Here is a 14,885-nt window from a genome sequence, read left to right as displayed (position 1 = left end):
GTATACGTAATAGAAACTAAAAGGGGGTAGTACGATTGAAAATTGTGAGTGAGAAACAATTCGGAGATGTAGTCATCGAAGCAGACACGATGTTGCTCGGTGAAGTTGACGGGAATGTAACGGTATTAGCAGGTGCGAAGCTTGATTTATTAGCTAGGGTAAAAGGTGATATAAGCTTAAAAAAGCACTCACAAGCTTCAATCCGAGGCCCAATTGAAGGAAATCTATATAATGAAGGTGCCAATGTTGAGTTGTTAGCAGCGATTATGGGAGAGGTTATTCGAAAATAAAGGACTAATAAAACATTCTTTAATTGAAAAAAACGATGTGTCAATTATAAACACATCGTTTTTTGTTAGTAGTTTTATTCTTCTTCAGATGTAATTGTTAATACGCCACCTACTAATTCCATTTCATTTGTACCTGTCTTAGCATAAGCACTAATTTGATAACGACCAGGTGTAAGAGGTTGGCCATTGATCGTCATATTCCAGCTAAAGCTATGGATACCGCTTGGAACATTTGTTGCTTTCGCAGGCTCAGCTAATAACTCACCTGTATCAGCATTGCGAATTCTTAAGTTAAACTCTTCAGCGCCACCAGGAACATTGACTGTTCCAACAAGATTACCACCAGATAATCCAAGGTTTAGAGAGTTAAGCATTGGGTAATCAGGCTCTTGTACGAATAAGATGGTCGGCACTTCAATTGTTTGCGTTCCGTCATTTAGTAAGAATGTACCTTCATAGTAACCAGGCTTAAGATTAGCCGTATCTACTTGAACACCGAAGTTTAAGTTTTGTGTACTTCCAGCTTGTACTTGTAGATTATTACTTGTTTGGACTTTAATCCCTTCATGACCTTTAAATTCAATAGTAAATCTTTTTCTTTCATCAGAAAGATTATGGATCGTGAAGCTTTGACGTCTTACTTCCTTGTCCTCCTCATTTGAGAAGATACCAAAAGAGTGGCTTCCAGGTGTAGCTAATATTTCAGCATTAATAGCATCAAGTACACGGATACTTCCAGCACCTTGGCTATTGTGTGGGTAAAGGTTTCCATTTACATCATACAAGTTTTCCGCCGTATTCATTAGAGCAGCTTTAACAAATTCGACACTCCAATCAGGGTGTGCTTCTAAAATAAGTGCCGCCGCACCCGCTACGTGTGGAGCTGACATACTCGTTCCTTGGAATGCAGCATAACCATGTGGGTTATCAGCATTGTGTGTAGGAATCGTACTTACGATCGCTACACCAGGAGCAGAAACATCAGGCTTGATCATCCACGTATTCATAACTGGACCACGAGATGAGAAACTAGCCATTGTTTCGCCAACTTCTTTAACAAACTCAATATTAAATTCAACTGTATTGTTACCTGCTGCAAGCTCTGCTAATAGTTTTTGACCATCTTCTAATGTCGTCTTGATCATTGGAATTGCTGTACCTGGCACTTCTGGTTGAACTCCAGGAACATTATTATAAATGATAGCACCAATTGCTCCTGCATCTTTAGCATTTTGTGCTTTATCAACAAATGCATAACTTCCACGAGAAATTAATGCAATTTTACCAACAAGATCCTTTCCAGCAAAATCAGCATCTGTCCCTGCAAGTCCAACATCAACAAATTCGAACTCGCCTTCATTTAAAGCTAATAAAGCTTCTTCAGACGGGTAACCCATAATTCCTGCACTTGGGTAATCTACTCCTTCAGAAGTAAAGATATCTGCACTAAATAAATTGTAAGGAAGTTGTGTTGCACCTACAGAAATCGCTTCACGAGAAGTACCAGGTGAACCAACTGTCCAGTTATTTGGACCACTATTCCCGTTAGATGTTACAGCTACTACTCCTTCTGCCATTGCCCAGTCAAGTGCGATAGAAGTTGCCCAATCTGGGTCATTCAATGTATTACCTAAAGAAAGGTTCATGATATCAGCACCGTCTTGTACAGCTTTCTCAATTCCAGCAACTACATTTTCAGTCGTACCGCTACCACCAGGACCAAGAACACGGTAAGCAAGAAGAGTTGCGTCAGGAGCTACCCCTTTAATTAATCCATTTGCTGCTACAGTTCCAGCAACGTGTGTACCGTGATTAGTTGAACCACCGCGAGGGTCACCAGGAGGTGTTTCTTGTGGGTCATTATTGTTATCTACGAAGTCCCAGCCTTTATAACTTCCAAAGTTATTTTTTAAGTCAGGATGTGTATAATCAACACCTGTATCAATGATCGCAACAGTCACACCTTCACCAGTGAAGCCAGCATCCCAAGCCAGGTCCGATTGAATATGTGGTGCACTATCCATCATTGCAGGACTGAATGTTTCAGGGTTTAACAGTTCCCCTTCATCTACTGAAGTTACTTGATACGTTTGGTTTGCATAAATTGCTTTTACGCCAGGTACTGCAGCAAGATTAGCAATCTCGTTTTCTGCAATTTCTAGTGAAAATCCAGAGAATACATAATCATATTCTTGGTTAACTTCTGCAGAGCTTACAGCGCTTTTAATATCAGCAATCACTGCATTACGCTCAGCTGCTAGTTTTTGTTTTGTTTGTTTTTTTCCTTTATGTTTAGCTTCAACGATTGACTCTTCTTCTAACTCTACGATTACTGTTGTTATTTCAGAAGAATTTCCATCAAAGTCAAGCTGGATATTTGCAAAGTTTGATGAAGATTGATTAGCATTAACTGACGAACCAAAAGTGCTAAAACTTGAAAGTGCCAATACGAAAATTAGTGAATAAACGACAAGCGTTTTAAGCTTACGACACATTTAATAAAACACCCCTTACCTGAGTTTTTTAGTGGATAGTAGCTATTTTTCTTATGTTCACCTCCGAATTTCACACGATTTCCCACAATATTTTAAAAAATTCGTTACATTCAGTTAATATTCCTTTCATTTTTCAAAAACGAGTAAATATTCCTAAAAGACAGAAAACTTAACAAAGTAATAGAAAATGTTAGTTAAAAAGTCCTTGTTTTTATATGGAGAAATATTAGGATGAGACTTATAAGCGGAATGTAAATTCGGGATTCGAAATATATAGGAATAATATCGGTCTGAATCTATAACTTTTAAAAGATTTCGAAAATAGAGCTTTAAAATTTATAGTAATAAAGTAATGGTAATATATAACTATATTTATTATGTAAATATTTGAAAATTATAAAAAAACTTCAATTCATGTCGAAAAGATTAAATTAATGAAACTATAGAACACTATAGAACGTAGGATTAGTATAAAATTAGCAGGTTGAAATACAGGGTTATTTTCACGTTTTATTAATAGAAGGAAGTATTGTAATGTACTCACTAAAAGGAGGACCTAAATGAATAGAATAGAAAAAATAAACGAGTTGAAATCTTCAATTGGCAAAGTGTTGGTTGGGAAAGAAGAAATGACTGAATTAATGGTCATTGCCTTATTAAGTAAAGGCCATATCTTACTAGAGGATGTTCCAGGTACAGGGAAAACAATGTTGGCGAAATCAATAGCCAAGTCGCTGGATGCAACGTTCCGACGCATTCAGTTTACTCCAGATGTGTTACCGAGTGATGTGACGGGAATAAAATTTTTTAATCCGAAAGAGCAAGCGTTTGAACTGCGCCCTGGTCCTGTAATGACGAATATTTTGTTAGCCGATGAAATTAATCGGGCGACACCGAGAACACAATCCAGCTTACTCGAGGTAATGGAAGAAGGGCAAGTGACCATAGATGGAGAAACGCTCTCACTAGCTAAACCATTTATAGTAATCGCAACCCAAAATCCGATTGACTCTCAACAAGGAACGTTCGCATTACCTGAAGCTCAAATGGATCGATTTTTACTTCAAATTAATGTAGGCTATCCGACTCTGCAAGAAGAACAGCAAATGTTAAAGATGTATCGTGAGAATGAACCGCTTGATTCACTAGATGTCGTATTCACATTGGATGAGATTAAGGATATGCAACAAAGTATTAAAAAGGTGAGTTTGACAGACGAGGTAGAGATGTACATCCTGAATATCGTCAAAGAAACACGAAATTCACAATATGTAGAAGTTGGAGTAAGTCCACGAGGAACGCTTGCTCTCATGAGAGCCTCACAAGCAAAAGCGTATGTATCCGAACGTAATTATGTAACTCCAAAAGATGTGAAAGAAATGGCGCGTTATGTGCTCGGACATCGACTTGTTCTTTCAATAGAAGGATCAATGCGCAAAACAAAGCAGGAGGTTTTAGAAGAAATCTTAGCAAAGGTAGAAGTTCCAGTAGAGTCTGGCTTTGATCGATCATGAATTGGACCGAGCAATATATCGTTCCAAAGCTATATAATTATTTACTTTGGTCTTTGCCTATACTAATCGTTATTTTTATTTATACGAAATCGGCTATCCTCTTTAGTGTTTTTTTGCTTTTCAGCGCGTTGATATATTTGAACCATTATTATTTAAAATATATTAGCCGATACATAATAATCCCAGAAGATAAAACGACAGTACGTATGTTTCCAGGCGATGAAGGGACACTTAAGATCCCAATTGAAAACCCCACAAAACTTCCCATTCCTAACGGAGAACTAACGCTTTTCTTTTATGGTCCTGATGAAGCGATGGCAATGATCGATCAGCAAACAAATAAACAAGGGATATATACAAGTAATGTAGCCGTTTTAGGACAACAAAAAGTAATGCATCATACGAGGGTAAAAGCTTTAAAAAGAGGGATTGTACAATTAAGAACGATTGAATATACGATTTATGATTTTATAAATTCAGGAAAAGTGCGGCTTGGATATCGTGGTCGTTTTCGGGGAGAATTAATTGTTTATCCTTCATTAGTTCTGGTACAAGGTCTTCAGCAGATTATGCAACGTAACCAAGGAGAGCGTCCAAAAAATCATTCAGTCCATGAAGATGTGATGATGGCAATGGGGACTCGAGATTATAGTCCAGGCGATCCTTTTAATCGAATAGATTGGAAGGCTACAGCTAGAACGAATTCGCTTCAGACAAAAATATTTGAGACGACAACGATACTCAAATGGTGTGTAATTGTAAATATCCAAAGTGCAGATGTTAAACGTCAAACGATAAATAACCTAGAACAAGTACTAAGCCATGTCGCGTACACTTTGCAATTTGCTACTAAGCATCAAGTTTCATACGAACTATTCATTAATATGAGGGGACCAAGGGGCCCGTTTATTCACTTGCCAATAGGTAGTGGTAAAGATCATTTATTAAAAGCACTAGAATTATTAGCGAGAGTGAGTAAAAGTACGGTACTAACCAATAGTAGTGAAATGCTTCAATTTGTTAGGGTTAATTCCAATGAGCATACTTTCTTCTTGCACTTTGGTGCATTAAATCGAGAGGATCAGCTTGTCTATAAACAGTGGGAGCTAGATGGAGCAACCATCTATCGTGTGTATTCCAATGCAGAAGCAGGGCAAGTTTTATCTGTAGGGGGTGAATTAGATGAAGCTGACAGACCGTAATGCCTTACATTTTTTAAATTTAGGTGTAGAAGTCCTTTTGCTGTATCTAATTATTTTGCCTCTTTATATTATTCATGGAGACTATCCGCCATTCATAGCTTTTGCTGCTTGGGTCATAATTGCAACCCTTTCCTATCGGTTGGTTTTGATAAAATTCAAAAGCATGAAACTAGGATTGCTCTGTATTCTGTTCGTTGCTGTTGTCGCATTTTTAGTTGGGTTTTATATTATTTTAGCATTTTTACTTGCGGTTTATTGGTTCTGGCGGACTATTTCACTTATTGAAGAATCGAATGAACCTTGGAATGTTTTTTTATGTACATTCATAATTGGCTTACTTTACTTTTTGCATTTCTTTTCTTTAGAGACAAGAGAGATATTCATTTATATTGTTATCGTTCAATTTTTACTCGTTGTTGCGTTAAAATTAGGTCAATTTTCGGAGGGGAGTACCACTGCGACTAAAAAGGTGAGCAGTGCTAAGTGGCAATTTGGTATCGTTATATTATTAGGTAGTATCGCTACTATCGGTTGGTTTATGTACCCGCTGTTGAGCAGTATCTTGTCCTTTTTTATTCGTACTTTAGTTTATATCTTCTATTTAATTGCTTATCCGTTCTTTTATTTATTAAGCTTTTATGACCCTGACATTATTGAGCGAGAAAGTGAAGGCGGGAGTGGGGAGCTAGTTGATCCTCTTGAGGAACTGCACGAATTTCCCGTCTTTGACTTAGCTGCTACGATTGGAAATCTTGTGTTAATTCTCGTTGGAATTGGCCTCTTATTTTGGGTGGTATCTATTTTCATTAAAAAGAAATTTCGTCCTATTCAAAAAGAAGGAATAACCACCACAGTAAATGATACGCTAACTGTTTCTAAGATAAACAATTTACCTCCATTTTGGAAAAGTAAAAAGCCGAAAAATGAAATAAGGCGTATGCTCTTTGATTTAGAGAAAAATCTTTCAAAAAAAGGAGTAGGGAGAAAGCCAGGGCAGACGATTGAGGAATGGTTCCGCCCTTTTGAGGTAGATCCACATATAAAAGAGATCATTATCTCGACCTACCAACAGGTGAGGTACGGGAAAAAAGAGATTTCCAAGGAACAGGTAAAAGATTATCGTCGGGCAATTAAAGAGTTTCAACAACAGGTTGTTAAAGAGAAAAATTAGGAAAAGAAGACTTATAGGTAAAGAAACACCGTCTAACTAAGACGGTGTTTCTTAATGAATAAATTTAGTTTAGCCCTTGAAAGTAGAGATTCCCAAAGTTCAATTTAGAATGTAATATGGCCAAATAAAGGAAGGTTATGGTTTCGAAGCTCAATTTAGAGTGTGATAATTTCATATAATGTAAGATTCCTGTTACAAAGCTAATTTTAGAGCGCAATAATTCCATATCCAGCAAGATTGCGGTTCCAAAGCGCATTAACTATTGCTATATACCCACATTAAGGTGTTTTGAATACTTTTGTGACTAGGATACTCTGACATACTATTATGAGTAGTACATTTTGAAATTTATCGTTTAGTTTTTTCAGAATTGTTTCCTTTTTGAGTTATATGTTATATAATAAGTTCATAATGTTATATAACAGTTTAAGGGCTGTTTGACTAAATGAATTATGTGATCATTTGAAGGAGGCAAAAAGTATGAAAGACTATTTACAGGTAGGAAATCTTCAAGTGGCTTCAGTTCTATATGAATTTATTAATTCTGAAGCTCTTCCAGGAAGTGGGCTTACTAGTGAGCAATTTTGGACAAATTTAGAAACGTTAATCACTGAGTTAGCTCCAGAAAACAAGGAATTATTACAGCGTCGCGAGGAATTGCAATCAGCAATTAGCACATGGCATAAAGAAAATAAAGACTTTTCCTTTGATGCATATAAATCATTTTTACAAGAGATTGGGTATCTAGAATCTGAATTAGAAGATTTTGAGATTACAACGGAAAATGTTGACGATGAAATCACTCTTCAAGCTGGACCGCAATTAGTGGTACCTGTTAATAATGCAAGATATGCTTTAAATGCAGCAAATGCACGTTGGGGAAGCTTATATGATGCTCTTTACGGTACGGATGCAATTTCTGAAGAAAATGGAGCAGAGAAAGGGAAAAGCTATAACCCAGTTCGTGGTGAAAAAGTAATTTCATTTGCTAAAGACTTTCTTGACCAAGCTGCACCGTTAGTAGATGCAAATCATAAAGATGTTGAAAACTATTCAATTAAAAATAATAAATTAGTTGTTTTACATAGTGGTGGAAAAACATCTGAACTTCAAGATGGAGCAAAATTAGTAGGTTATCAAGGACATCCTGAAGATCCATCAACTATTCTATTAAAAAATAATGGTTTGCATTTCGAAATCCAAATTGATCGTGAACATCCAATTGGTAAGTCTGATCAAGCAGGTGTAAAAGATGTTCTAATGGAATCGGCACTTACAACGATTATGGATTGTGAAGACTCTGTAGCTGCAGTAGATGCAGAGGATAAAGTTGAGGTTTACCGTAACTGGTTAGGGCTGATGAAAGGTGATCTATCAGTAACATTTGCAAAAGGAAACCAAACAGTTACTCGTCAGCTTAATTCAGATCGAACGTATACAACTCTTTCTGGTGACTCATTAACATTACGTGGTCGTTCGCTTATGTTCGTTCGTAATGTTGGTCATTTAATGACAAATAACGCAGTACTTGATGCCAATGGTCAAGAAGTTCCAGAAGGTATCTTAGATGGTTTAGTTACTAGTTTAATAGCTAAGCATGATTTATTGAAAAGTAGTAATCTAACAAATTCAACAGAAGGTTCAATCTATATCGTTAAACCAAAAATGCATGGTTCTAAAGAGGTTGCATTTTCTAACAAACTTTTCAACCGTATAGAAGATTTACTTGGTCTTGAGCGCCATACATTAAAAATTGGGGTTATGGATGAAGAACGTCGTACATCTCTAAACTTAAAAAATTGTATCAATGAAGTAAAAGAACGCGTTGTCTTTATTAATACAGGTTTCCTTGATCGTACGGGTGATGAAATGCATACATCGATGGAAGCAGGCCCGATGATTCGTAAAAATGATATGAAATCTTCAACTTGGTTACAGTCATATGAGAAGTCAAATGTAAACATAGGTCTTGTGTGTGGTTTACAAGGGCGTGCACAAATTGGTAAAGGTATGTGGGCGATGCCAGATCTAATGGCAGAAATGTTAACGCAAAAAGGTGGTCAACTAAAAGCTGGTGCTAATACAGCTTGGGTACCATCACCAACTGCTGCAACATTACACGCCCTACATTACCACCAAGTTGAAGTGACTTCTATTCAAAACGAGTTAAAAAATAGCATTACAAACCTCCAGGATCAAATTTTACAAATTCCTGTAGAGTCTAATCCACAATGGAGTGCTGAAGAAGTACAAAAAGAGCTTGATAATAATGCTCAGGGTATTTTAGGTTATGTTGTGCGCTGGGTCGAGCAAGGTGTCGGTTGTTCGAAAGTACCTGACATTAATAATGTAGGGTTAATGGAAGACCGTGCGACATTACGTATTTCAAGTCAGCACGTGGCGAACTGGCTTCACCACGGCATTTGTACAGAAGAACAAGTATTAGAAACGATGAAGCGTATGGCTGCAGTTGTAGATGAGCAAAATGCAGGAGATGCGGATTATCGTCCGATGGCACCTGATTTTGATAACTCGGTTGCATTCCAAGCAGCATGCGAGCTTGTTTTTAAAGGAATTGAGCAACCAAGTGGTTATACAGAGCCGATCTTACACCGTCGTCGTATTGAGGCAAAAGCTAAATTTGCTGCTCAAATAAAATAAGTAATATTTAAAGTAGTGTGGCCGTAGTTCATATGCGGTCACACTGTTTTTTTTGTATAATAACAGGAGTGATAGTCCTAACGATAATGTATTAAGGGAATTGTTCAAAAGGGGTGTTTATATTGGCAGACCGATTATATTACAGTGATGGGTATATTCAATCATTTACAACAGAGCTCGTAAAGCAACAAAAAGATGAGACTGGAAACCTGTATGTCGTCCTAGCTCAAACAGCATTTTATCCTACAGGTGGTGGGCAACCTCATGATATTGGAACGTTAAATGATGTTCCTGTTATAAATGTTGACGAGGCGGACGAAGAAATTCGTCATTACATAGAAAAGCCACTAGAAATTATTGATGAAGTGTTTGGTGTCATTAATTGGGAGCGGCGTTTCGATCACATGCAACAACATTTAGGTCAACATATCTTATCAGCCTGTTTTGAAGAGTTGTTTAATATATCAACCGTAAGTTTTCATTTAGGAACAGAATTTGTCACGATTGATTTAGATATCGATCAACTTACAGAAGAACAAGTTATTGAAGTCGAGACTCTAGCAAATCAAGTAATCCTTGAGAATCGGCCCGTTGAAACAAAATGGGTAACTGAATCGGAGTTAAGTCAATACCCACTACGAAAAGCGCCGTCCGTTCAAGGTGGCATCCGACTCGTCATCATTCCTGAATTGGATTATAACGGGTGTGGTGGAACCCACCCAAATACAACGGGAGAAGTGAGAGCGATCCAAATCTTAAATTGGGAACGTCAAAAAAAGAAGATTAGAGTTCAGTTTGTGTGTGGAGAACGCGTATTGAAACAATTTCGAGCGAAGCACAAAGTAGTTAGTCATTTAACACAGTTGCTGAGTACACCTGAACAAGAGATGGTATCCGCAGTTAATCGTTTACTAGAACAGGAAAAGGACCTTCAAAAAACGTTAGAGGAAACCCGTGAACAACTACTTAAGTATGAGGTGAGGGAACTTCTTGAGAAGGCTAATCTTCAGGAGGGTTTCTTCATTTTAACTAGTGTTTTTCAAGATCGTACTATTCAAGAATTACAAAAGCTAGTTCGACTTTTAACTACTGAAAGAAATGATCTTAATGTGTTCCTTGTAGCAGAAAATGAAGACAAGCTTCAATTTGTATTTGGCCGTGGAGCTACTAGTGAAGTAAGTATGAATAGTATTATTAGACAAGCATTACCATTAGTAAATGGTAGAGGCGGAGGAAATGAAGTATTAGCTCAGGGCGGTGGTGAAGCCATAATAACTGGTCAACAATTACTTAATAAAGTGGTTAAACTGTTATAATTGGTGACAGAAAAGCTTGAACAACACGTTGCCTTATTGTACGATCAATGTATTAATAGGCGAATAGGGGATCAATATGGACTATCGAAAGTACGTTTTACAAGAATCGATTGGATACAGAATTGCTAGTACAGGTCGACTCGTTATTAATCGATTAAATAAAAATTTTAAAGATAACGATTATCCAGTTACACATGACCAGTGGTCGATTATGATCCGCTTATGGGAAGAAGACGGACTGACACAACAACAGCTTGCGATATTAACGGGGAAAGATCAGCCGAGTGTATCGAGGTTGATTAATAACCTTGTTAAGCGAGGGTTAGTTAAACGAGTACAGCACCCTGTTGATGGAAGAACTAATCTGATCTTTTTAACTTCTGAAGGGAAAAAGATGCAAATTGGTCTCATTGAGCAAGCGCAAAAAACTATCGAACAAATTTCTGAAGGAATTCCGAAAGATGATTTAACTGTCTTTTTACGTGTACTTGATAAAATTAATAAAAACTTACAATAAATAAAAAACACATGAAATTCTCAATAGTAAAGAATTCATGTGTTTTTAATTTTTATGGTTACAGGTATTATTTAGGAGAGTAGAAGAAGTAGAAAATTTTAAAAAGGTAAATAAAGTTTTATTTTATAAACCAAACCTTTGTAATTTTATCACCTTCGACTTCGTAGATAGCTATAGCAAATACGTTAACTCCATTTGCTCTACCTGTCACATGTTCATGATCAATCACTATATTGTTATTGGTCATTCTTGAAAGCAGTTTGGCGTGTTGATTTGGATTTGTTTTAAATAGTTGATCGTAACGTTCTCGCATTTTATCAATGCCTTTGTATAACAACGTTGAAGGAAATTCATAAATAGAAACATCCTCACTATAAACAGATAAAAATTCTTCTATATCTTGATTGTTATAAGCATCTAGCTGTTTTTGAGCTAATTGTTCTGCCATATTTTCCATTGTGGTACCCTCATTTCAATTCATAATATGTGTAACGGAACTACTTTCGAACTAAGATCTGCTGTTCTTCTACTATACTGTTCTCATATGCCTTGGCTATACCCATAACTTGAATAGCACTTTTTAGCACGGTCTTGTACGATAACGTTAATTGAAACTCTTCATAAAAAGGAAACGAATTTAGTTTAATTTCATTTTGATTCAACCAATTGGCTACAAGAGGTTTTTTGTCCTTTGTAAAAATTTCTGAATTTGCAAAACCGTTAACAAACCATGGGTGTTCTTCAGCCTTAGATACACCAGGTTCATTTAAACAAATATACAGGGATAAGTCATCTGAGAATTGAAGTAAGCGGAAATGTTCTAGTAGTAGTTCATGATTAAGATTTATTAGATTGTTTTTAATGTTTGTTTGTCTTTTTCGTTCTTTATTTAAAAATTTAATGACTTGCTCATCAGTAGAGCGAGAGAAAAACGAACAATAATGCAGACTGCACAATAAGCTTGCATAGGGGTTAACTTTTTCGACCTCATCTATCCCAATATTGTAAAAAGCTAACTTAGGGATAAGTGGAAAATCCGAAAACGAATATGGAACATGTACTTGATCATTCCATATAGGAGTCTCGTCTAAGCCGACCCAACTTCGGTCGTGTTCATACGCAGCATAGATAGTATCTTGAAAAAAAATGTCGGACTGGAGAAGATCACGTGTAAAGTACTCAACGACTTTTCCTGAAATATAGGCGTGATCATGTTGTTTTATCATAAGAAATGCATCTTTTGTTTCACGGAAAATCATTAATATCAACGCCCTTCTATTTATTTGAATACTTTTATTGTAACGATGAAAAGCTACATGTTCAAAGAGAATGCTAAGTAGCCTGTTATTTTATTCTCAATCCTATCAAATAGAGCATATATGTAGTCAAACCGGGTATCTTAAGGATAAGGATAAAAAAGGAAAGCAGAAAGTGCCTAAAAGGAGTTGGTTTGTATCATGGGTAATAAGAATAATATAGGACCAGGGTTTGTTATTGGTGCACTTTTTGGTGGAATGATTGGTGCAGCTAGTGCGTTATTACTTGCCCCTAAAAAAGGAGAAGAGATTAGGCAAGATCTCATCGAAAAACTGAACATTACCCCCCAAGAAGATAAACCACTATCTCATATGATTTTAGAAATGGGTAGTGAATGGGCGCAGGATTTATTTGAAATAGATGAAACGAATAATCAGGAAGAAGACCAAGGTGGCGGCGAAGTAGGTTATGTCGTTCATAATCTTCTAGATAATATGGATGAACAAAGAGGAGGCTGACTTGCAATGTCAGCCTCTTTGTTCATCTTAGAGGTGTTATTAGGTCCCTTTATAATTTCTACATATTTTTACTTTATAATAGGTGGGAAATACTAAAGGAGCATTACACACTATAACGACTGAATAATCTGGTCGATGTTGAGATCCACTATAGGTTGATCGTTCATAATTCGCTCATAGATCTCATCCAATAGATTTTGTTGTTTCTCATTTAAGTTAGCAATGTCCCATTTCTTATGGAATACGCCATATAGCTCACAGTCCCGTAACTTTAGGAATAATGGTAGGTGCTTAAGGCTCTCTAAATGTAAAGAACGTTCTAATTGGTACCCCTTTAAGAAATGCATAAGAAATTCATGGCTAAAATTGTTTCTGTCTAGTTGGTTATCATGCTTTAACCATGATGAATAATAAACAGGGATAGCGATATCACTAATTAAATGATGATAAGAACAATCATCAAAATCAAAAACTACAATTTTATTTGTTAGTTGATTATAAAAAAAGTTACCTGAGTGAACATCAGAATGGATAAGTCCATATCGTTCTAATGTTTTAGGCAGTGCTTTAACGGCTTGTAATACTTCACTAACTTTTTCTTGAAGCTTCTGTTCCTTTGGGAGAAAGGGTGCAAATTGTTTATCGTATTCTTCAACTAGGTCTGGACGCTTGGCTATCGAGTTTGGACGAGAATAATTAATCGTTAATCGGTGAAAGCAACCAATCGTTTCTCCCCATTTTGTGATTAGCTTATCGTTAAAAGAAATATCATGAACTTTTACTGGACCACCAGGTGCTTTTTCAAATAAGCTTGCGTAGAAAGCCGTATCATGAGCTTTAATCGTTTCAACAACGTTTCCATTATTAGAGGGCAAACAAACGCAAACTGGAGCATTGTGTTTATGTAGGTATGTTAACCAATTCAGCTCTGACTCGATTTGGTCTTTTGTCCGATGGGAGCTATGAGTCAATCTTAAAATGACTTTATCACCTTTAGAATTTTCACCTTCAAAGACGTAGTTCTCAAAACTGCCTAACTCTTTTAAAGAAGAGAACGTAATTTGATAGGTACTAGCTGCTTGAACTAAAATACTATCATTAAAATATTGTTGGACTTCTTTTTCCATAGGGTCACTTCCTTATATATTTCATTTAAAAAGTACAAGACACTGAACATAGATTTCTATCTAGGTATATAATTAGACGAATTATAATAATGTTAGGTTACAATTGGAGGAGTAAAAATGAAAAAAAAGATCATTCTTATAGTTGATGACGAAAGTGATATGCGTGAATTGATAAGTATCTGTTTACAAAGTGACTATGAAACAATAGCAGCAGAGGATGGGGAGGTTGCATTAAAAGTTCTTGACTCACAAAATGTTGACCTAGTCCTCCTAGATGTCATGATGCCAGTAATGGATGGTTTTTCGGTTCTCACTGAAATGAAACAAATCCAAAAGATGAAGGATACTCCTGTTATATTGTTAACTGCACTAGGAGATACGGATGATATCGTAAAGGGATTAAATCGAGGTGCAGATGATTATATTGTAAAGCCATTTGAACCAAGAGAAATGGTGGCAAGAATTCAATCTGTCATAAGACGATCTGCCATTACAGATGAGACTTTTGAAATCCACGGCCTAACCTTTGATCAAGAAAAATATCAAGTATCTTACAGTGGACAAGTTGTACCCTTAACCAAAAAAGAATATCAGCTCTTTTTCCGTTTAGCGAGTCACCCTGGTAGAGTCTATTCAAGAGAACAATTAGTTGAACTTGAATGGGATTTTTCATTTGATGGAGATGCAAGAAATGTTGATGCTCATATAAAAAATATTCGTGAGAAGTTAAAGAAAACAGGATATACCCATAAAGTCATTGAAACGGTTTGGGGTATCGGTTATCAAGTCGTTCAAGAACTTTCATGAAATAACATTG

13 protein-coding genes are annotated in these 14,885 nt (G+C 36.4%); 9 read left to right on the top strand and 4 right to left on the bottom strand.

Annotated elements, in window-relative coordinates:
* The first annotated feature begins 35 nt into the window (after positions 1–35).
* A complete protein-coding gene (locus tag GKP30_RS04310; RefSeq protein ID WP_216828179.1) occupies positions 36–290 on the top strand; it encodes a hypothetical protein in 255 nt (84 codons plus the stop codon).
* 74 nt (positions 291–364) lie between these two features.
* On the opposite strand, the gene GKP30_RS04305 is transcribed toward GKP30_RS04310, so the two are convergent.
* A complete protein-coding gene (locus tag GKP30_RS04305) occupies positions 365–2,785 on the bottom strand; it encodes a S8 family serine peptidase (protein WP_216828178.1) in 2,421 nt (806 codons plus the stop codon).
* 560 nt (positions 2,786–3,345) lie between these two features.
* Here GKP30_RS04305 and GKP30_RS04300 point away from each other — a divergent pair.
* The 6 genes from GKP30_RS04300 to GKP30_RS04275 all read left to right on the top strand — a co-directional run bounded on the left by GKP30_RS04300 (position 3,346) and on the right by GKP30_RS04275 (position 11,166).
* Positions 3,346–4,299, top strand: a complete 954-nt coding sequence (locus GKP30_RS04300; protein WP_216828177.1) for an AAA family ATPase — start codon at positions 3,346–3,348, stop codon at positions 4,297–4,299.
* A gap of 137 nt (positions 4,300–4,436) precedes the next feature.
* Complete coding sequence (locus GKP30_RS04295; RefSeq protein ID WP_216828176.1) at positions 4,437–5,501, top strand: DUF58 domain-containing protein; 1,065 nt, start codon at positions 4,437–4,439, stop codon at positions 5,499–5,501.
* Positions 5,482–6,672 (top strand): DUF4129 domain-containing protein, encoded by a 1,191-nt coding sequence (locus GKP30_RS04290; RefSeq protein ID WP_216828175.1) that lies wholly within the window; start codon positions 5,482–5,484, stop codon positions 6,670–6,672. The genes GKP30_RS04295 and GKP30_RS04290 overlap by 20 nt, the downstream gene beginning before the upstream one ends.
* A 480-nt stretch (positions 6,673–7,152) precedes the next feature.
* Complete coding sequence (locus GKP30_RS04285; protein ID WP_216828174.1) at positions 7,153–9,333, top strand: malate synthase G; 2,181 nt, start codon at positions 7,153–7,155, stop codon at positions 9,331–9,333.
* Between the two features lie 122 nt (positions 9,334–9,455).
* Entirely contained in the window at positions 9,456–10,649 is a 1,194-nt protein-coding gene (locus GKP30_RS04280) for an alanyl-tRNA editing protein (protein ID WP_216828173.1), read from the top strand.
* A gap of 76 nt (positions 10,650–10,725) precedes the next feature.
* On the top strand, positions 10,726–11,166 hold the full coding sequence (locus GKP30_RS04275) for a MarR family winged helix-turn-helix transcriptional regulator (RefSeq protein WP_216828172.1): 441 nt from the start codon (positions 10,726–10,728) through the stop codon (positions 11,164–11,166).
* A gap of 118 nt (positions 11,167–11,284) precedes the next feature.
* Here GKP30_RS04275 and GKP30_RS04270 read toward each other — a convergent pair whose 3' ends face one another.
* Together GKP30_RS04270 and GKP30_RS04265 are read right to left on the bottom strand one after the other, a co-directional pair.
* The gene (locus GKP30_RS04270) at positions 11,285–11,623 is read right to left on the bottom strand and encodes a nuclear transport factor 2 family protein (RefSeq protein WP_216828171.1); all 339 of its coding nucleotides are present in this window, start codon (positions 11,621–11,623) and stop codon (positions 11,285–11,287) included.
* A gap of 40 nt (positions 11,624–11,663) precedes the next feature.
* On the bottom strand, positions 11,664–12,425 hold the full coding sequence (locus GKP30_RS04265; RefSeq protein WP_216828170.1) for a DUF3891 family protein: 762 nt from the start codon (positions 12,423–12,425) through the stop codon (positions 11,664–11,666).
* Between the two features lie 198 nt (positions 12,426–12,623).
* Here GKP30_RS04265 and GKP30_RS04260 point away from each other — a divergent pair, with 198 nt between their 5' ends.
* On the top strand, positions 12,624–12,941 hold the full coding sequence (locus tag GKP30_RS04260; protein ID WP_216828169.1) for a YtxH domain-containing protein: 318 nt from the start codon (positions 12,624–12,626) through the stop codon (positions 12,939–12,941).
* Between the two features lie 110 nt (positions 12,942–13,051).
* On the opposite strand, the gene GKP30_RS04255 is transcribed toward GKP30_RS04260, so the two are convergent.
* Positions 13,052–14,068, bottom strand: coding sequence for a phosphotransferase enzyme family protein (locus GKP30_RS04255; RefSeq protein ID WP_216828168.1), 1,017 nt, complete (start codon positions 14,066–14,068; stop codon positions 13,052–13,054).
* 117 nt (positions 14,069–14,185) lie between these two features.
* Here GKP30_RS04255 and GKP30_RS04250 point away from each other — a divergent pair, with 117 nt between their 5' ends.
* Positions 14,186–14,875 carry a response regulator transcription factor gene (locus GKP30_RS04250; protein WP_216828167.1) on the top strand — a complete coding sequence of 230 codons (690 nt, stop codon included), beginning with the start codon at positions 14,186–14,188 and terminating at the stop codon, positions 14,873–14,875.
* Positions 14,876–14,885 lie beyond the last annotated feature (10 nt).

This window comes from Alkalihalobacterium elongatum (assembly GCF_019024285.1).
Taxonomy (GTDB): Bacteria; Bacillota; Bacilli; order Bacillales; family Bacillaceae_F; genus Alkalihalobacterium; species Alkalihalobacterium elongatum.
This window is presented reverse-complemented; position numbering and strand designations above follow the sequence as displayed.